The 4,732-nt window shown below is 38.3% G+C and carries 5 protein-coding genes; 4 read left to right on the top strand and 1 reads right to left on the bottom strand.

Annotated features, from left to right (window positions below; all coding sequences use genetic code 11):
* The 3 genes from ABWO12_RS12080 to ABWO12_RS12070 all read left to right on the top strand — a co-directional run.
* Nucleotides 1–1,066, top strand: a 1,066-nt coding sequence (locus ABWO12_RS12080; RefSeq protein ID WP_353089266.1) for an NADH-quinone oxidoreductase subunit N, incomplete at its 5' end; no start/stop codon positions are given.
* A gap of 37 nt (nt 1,067–1,103) precedes the next feature.
* The gene (locus ABWO12_RS12075; protein ID WP_353089265.1) at nt 1,104–2,453 is read left to right on the top strand and encodes a Y-family DNA polymerase; all 1,350 of its coding nucleotides are present in this window, start codon (nt 1,104–1,106) and stop codon (nt 2,451–2,453) included.
* Nucleotides 2,444–2,884, top strand: coding sequence for a LexA family protein (locus tag ABWO12_RS12070; RefSeq protein WP_353089264.1), 441 nt, complete (start codon nt 2,444–2,446; stop codon nt 2,882–2,884). Before ABWO12_RS12075 ends, ABWO12_RS12070 begins: the two co-directional genes overlap by 10 nt.
* A gap of 230 nt (nt 2,885–3,114) precedes the next feature.
* Here the strand turns inward: ABWO12_RS12070 and ABWO12_RS12065 are convergent, their stop codons facing one another.
* On the bottom strand, nt 3,115–4,167 hold the full coding sequence (locus tag ABWO12_RS12065) for a LamG-like jellyroll fold domain-containing protein (RefSeq protein ID WP_353089263.1): 1,053 nt from the start codon (nt 4,165–4,167) through the stop codon (nt 3,115–3,117).
* Between the two features lie 120 nt (nt 4,168–4,287).
* Between ABWO12_RS12065 and ABWO12_RS12060 the strand changes: the two genes are divergently transcribed.
* A complete protein-coding gene (locus ABWO12_RS12060) occupies nt 4,288–4,554 on the top strand; it encodes a helix-turn-helix domain-containing protein (RefSeq protein WP_353089262.1) in 267 nt (88 codons plus the stop codon).
* The last annotated feature ends 178 nt before the right edge of the window (nt 4,555–4,732 follow it).

Raw genomic sequence — 4,732 nt, 5'->3', positions numbered from 1 at the left:
GGCCGGAGCCATTGCCATGGTTTCTTTTGGAAACTTATCGATGTTTTTCATCGGAATTGAAATTCTTTCCATCGCGTTGTATATCCTTGCAGGTAGCGAACGTCTAAGTCTATTGAGCAATGAGGCCGGTATGAAATATTTCTTATTGGGTTCTTTCGCTTCTGGTTTTATCCTTTTTGGAATTTGTTTAGTCTACGGCGCTACGGGTTACTTTGATGTAGCTGAAATCTATGAATTGTCGCAAGGGGCCGGACTTCCCATTTGGTTCTATTTTGGAATTACCATGATGCTTATTGGAATGTTGTTTAAAATTGCTGCGGCACCTTTCCATTTTTGGGCGCCTGATGTATATGAGGGTTCGCCCACTTTGGTGACCGCTACCATGAGTACCTTAGCCAAGGTGGTTGCCGTGGCTACATTATACAAATTGGTTACGGGCTTGAACAAAGAAATGCCCTACTCTTTTGAAATAGCACTCTTAGCAGTTGCCATTTTAACCATGTTTGTGGGGAATCTTTTAGCTTTACGTCAAGAGAATGTAAAACGAATGATGGCATTTTCAGGAATTTCTCATGCCGGATTTATGCTTTTGGCCTTGTTAAGTTTAACCACCGCTGCTGGCACCCTTTTCTATTATACAGCAGCGTATGCTTTGGCGGGTATTGCTGCATTTGCTGTCATTGCTGCCGTTACCAAAAATAAAGAGACGCAGAATGTTGCTGATTTCAATGGGTTGGGTAAACGCCACCCAATTCTCGCTGCAATTCTCACCATGGCCTTATTGTCTATGGCGGGGATTCCAATTTTTGCGGGCTTTTTTGCAAAATTCTCCCTGTTCACGCAAACTATTGAAGCGGGTTATTTAATTGCCGTTATTGCAGGTGTTGTGAATTCTATCATCAGTATTGGCTACTACTTTAAATTGATTTTAGCCATGTACAATAAAGAAGCTGATGATGAAGTAGCCTCCGTATCTTGGGTGTATACCTTAGTCGCAGTAGTGGCTATTGTACTCAATATCGGTATGGGAATTTACCCGAGTTGCATGATGGATTTATTGAAATAATCACACGATTTTAAACATACAAAGGCTATCCCAACGGATGGCCTTTTTTTATGAACAATGGCGAATTTTAACGCTTGTTCTTTCCCGTCATTTTCATCCGATTCGCTACTTTTATACCATGTATGCGTTAGTCGATTGCAATAATTTTTATGCCTCCTGTGAACGGGTGTTCCAACCGCAATTGGTGGGAAAACCTATCGTGGTGCTGTCCAACAATGATGGTTGTGTCATTGCGCGGAGTTACGAAGCAAAAGACTTGGGAATTCCCATGGGTGCGCCCGAATTTGAATGCCGTCCACTGATTAAAAAACACGGCATCCATGTATTTTCATCCAACTATGCGCTGTATGGGGACATGAGTAGTCGCGTTATGAAAATCTTGGAAGGTTTTACACCCCATGTTGAAGTCTACAGCATCGACGAAGCCTTCCTGAATTTTGACGGCATGCACGCAATCCATTGGCAGGATTATGGGATTCAAATGCGAAAGCGCGTCCTGAAATGGTTGAGTATTCCAATCTCTGTTGGCTTTGCTCCCTCCAAAGCATTGGCTAAAATTGCCAATAAAATTGCCAAAAAATTTCCCGAACGCACCCAAGGCTCCTATGTCATTGACAGCGAAGAAAAACGAATCAAAGCGTTAAAATGGACAGCCATAGAAGATGTCTGGGGCATCGGCTTTCGGTTGACAAAAAAAATGAAAGCACGCCAGATTCATACGGCTTTCGATTTTACACTGTCACAACATGAGTCCTACATACAAAAAGAAATGGGCGTCGTGGGGAATCGTTTGCGTTTGGAATTATTGGGTCAGTCGGTGCTAGAACTCGAAGAACCTAAGGATAAAAAACACATCGCCGTCACCCGAAGTTTTGAAGGCCGCATCAGCAGCCTCGACGAATTGAAAGAGCGGGTATCGACTTTTGCATCGATTTGTGGTGAAAAATTACGAAAACAACAATCGGACTGTCAGGTTATTACCGTGTATTTGCGCAAAGATAAATTTCATAATCCCGATAACGGACGGTATAACTTTTATGCCCAAGAAACCTTACCGTTTCCTACCCATTCCAGCATTACGCTGAGTCAAACCGCCACCCGCATGATTGCACAACTGTTTCGCGAAGGAGAAGAATACAAAAAAACAGGCGTGATTGTCTCATCAATTACCCCTCAAAACCAAAAGCAGTTCAATTTGTTTCAGGATGAAAATCCAAAACACGAAGCGCTAATGAAAGTGATGGATGCCTATTTCAAAAAAACAGGAGAGCGAAAGATTCGCCTGGGAATGCACGATTTGAATCGAACGTGGAAGATGAAGCAAAACCATTTGTCTCCCAAATTCACCACCAATATTAACGATATCATTACCGTACAATGTCGCTAAAAAACGCTAAACTCACTTTTTTTATCCCCGATTTAAGTCCGAAGGAAGGACTCCCCTATTTCTCAGGCGGAATCAAAGCGGGGTTTCCTTCACCGGCTGCCGACTTTGATGAAGCAAAAATCAGTTTGGATCACGTATTGGTTCGCAACCGCGAAGCTACCTTTTACGCAAAAGCTTCGGGAAATTCAATGATTGGTGCCGGAATAGACGATGGCGATATCATGGTCATCGACCGTAGTTTGGAACCCGTTCATAATAAAATTGCGGTGTGCTGTATTGACGGGGAGTTTACGGTGAAGCGCATTCTAAAAGAAAAAAATACCGTGTATTTAATGCCAGAAAATCCCAACTATCCTCCCATTTTAATCACAGAAGAAAATGAATTGATCATTTGGGGTATAGTAACCTATGTCATTAAAAACTTGGGATGATTAAAATGGCGATGAGACGATGAGGCAATGTGAATGGTATTCACTGAGCGTTTTTTACTAAATACGGCAATAAAAAGACCTTAAAAAGATAGCTTTTTAAGGTTTTTTGTACCCTTCACTATCAAGTTGTCGAACCATTTTATAGTAGATTTAAAACGATTGCACTACGCCTACATGCTGCTAACAAAAAAGCCACAGTTTCCTGTGGCTCAATTATAACTTAACTAAACTTATTGCAATATAATTTTTTTGATGTTTACCACCTCGTTTTGAGCATTGCTGATTTTAACGAAGTACATGCCTTGACCCGTCCATGAATTTAAAGGCACAACATATTGTTGGGTGTTCATCGGCTGATTAAATACTTCTTGACCAAGCATATTTGTAATTTTAATGCTCCAACCCACTACGTTAGCTAGATTACCACAATCAATAGTTATTTGGTCATTAGCTGGGTTGGGATAAATATTAACAGTGCTTGTGTATGTTACGGGATTTGTACTTAAAGCACCTGTGTTGATTACCATTGTTAGACATTCATTTGAATTAGCTGAATTGTATAAGTTGGTTATTTCTTGTTGGTTTAAGGCTCTGTTCCAGATACCGATGTCGTCTAATAAACCATTCCAATTAAAGCCGCCCGAAGTACTGTAAAACCCCCCAATAATTAGTGGAGTTAAAGAATTCAATATATTGCAACTACTGCAAACAGAATAATTTCCATTTACTAATTGACCATCAATATATAATTTATTTCCAGTATTTGGAGCATATACAACAATCATCGAATGCCAAGAAGAATTTAATTGTATATCACTTCCTATATTAGCACAATTACCATTTTGACCGTATGATAATAGTTTTTGGCCGTTAGGTATATTTCCAAAATTGTAATCAATATTTAAAGAATACCCTGTATTAATGCAACCGCCCCCGCTACCCTTTTGAAGAATATAATTTATCGTATTTTCCATGGTATTCTGCTTAAACCATACGCTTATTGTCATTTCATTACCAACATTTAAAGTATTTGAATGTGGCACATTGATCTTAGAAGAGCCATTAAAATTATATGCACTATTGGCATTTCCAAATCTATCAGTTGTAATCGTTGCACCATTGTTAGTTCCATTATTCCCATTCCCACTCTCATCATTGGCATTTCCGTTAAATGGCCAATAGCCAACAAGTCCAGTGGTAGGAACATAGGAAGGCACTTGAGCAAAAAGTGTTTGGGTCGTTAAAGCGAGACAAATCGCTAATAAAAGTACTATTTTTTTCATAATTAATAAATTTAAAATTAGAAACAAATATATAAATATCTCTTTATATAGAGGTGTTTCATTTAGAGTTACACAATTTAAAGTCTTTCAATTGATTTGCTCTACAAAAAGAGTATAAAAATGGCACCTAAGAATAGTATAAACAAAAAGTCAGAAACAGACAATAATGAAAGAATCTATCTAAAAAAAATAGGGGAGCGATTAAGATATTTCAGAAAAAAAGCAGGCTATACTAACTCTGAATATTTTGCATACGAAAACAATATTAGTAGACCTCAATATGGCAAATATGAAGCTGGTGCGAACATACAATTGAATACACTTATTAAAATTTTAAAAGCAATGAATGTGTCATTAGAAGAATTTTTCACTGGGTTCAATGAATAATAGAAAAACATAAAAATTTGTCTCCAACCCTAAAACAAAAAAGCCCTTTTTTTGAATAACTTTTGTACTTACAACAAGTCAAATGACTAACCATCTTTATAAAGAAATAGAACGTATTGAAAGTTTATTGTGTAAAACTTTATTTGATTAATTTATAGGGTACTATCTTAAAAAGCAG

This window comes from Flavobacterium sp., from assembly GCF_040379285.1.
Taxonomy (GTDB): domain Bacteria; phylum Bacteroidota; class Bacteroidia; order Flavobacteriales; family Flavobacteriaceae; genus Flavobacterium.
This window is presented reverse-complemented; position numbering and strand designations above follow the sequence as displayed.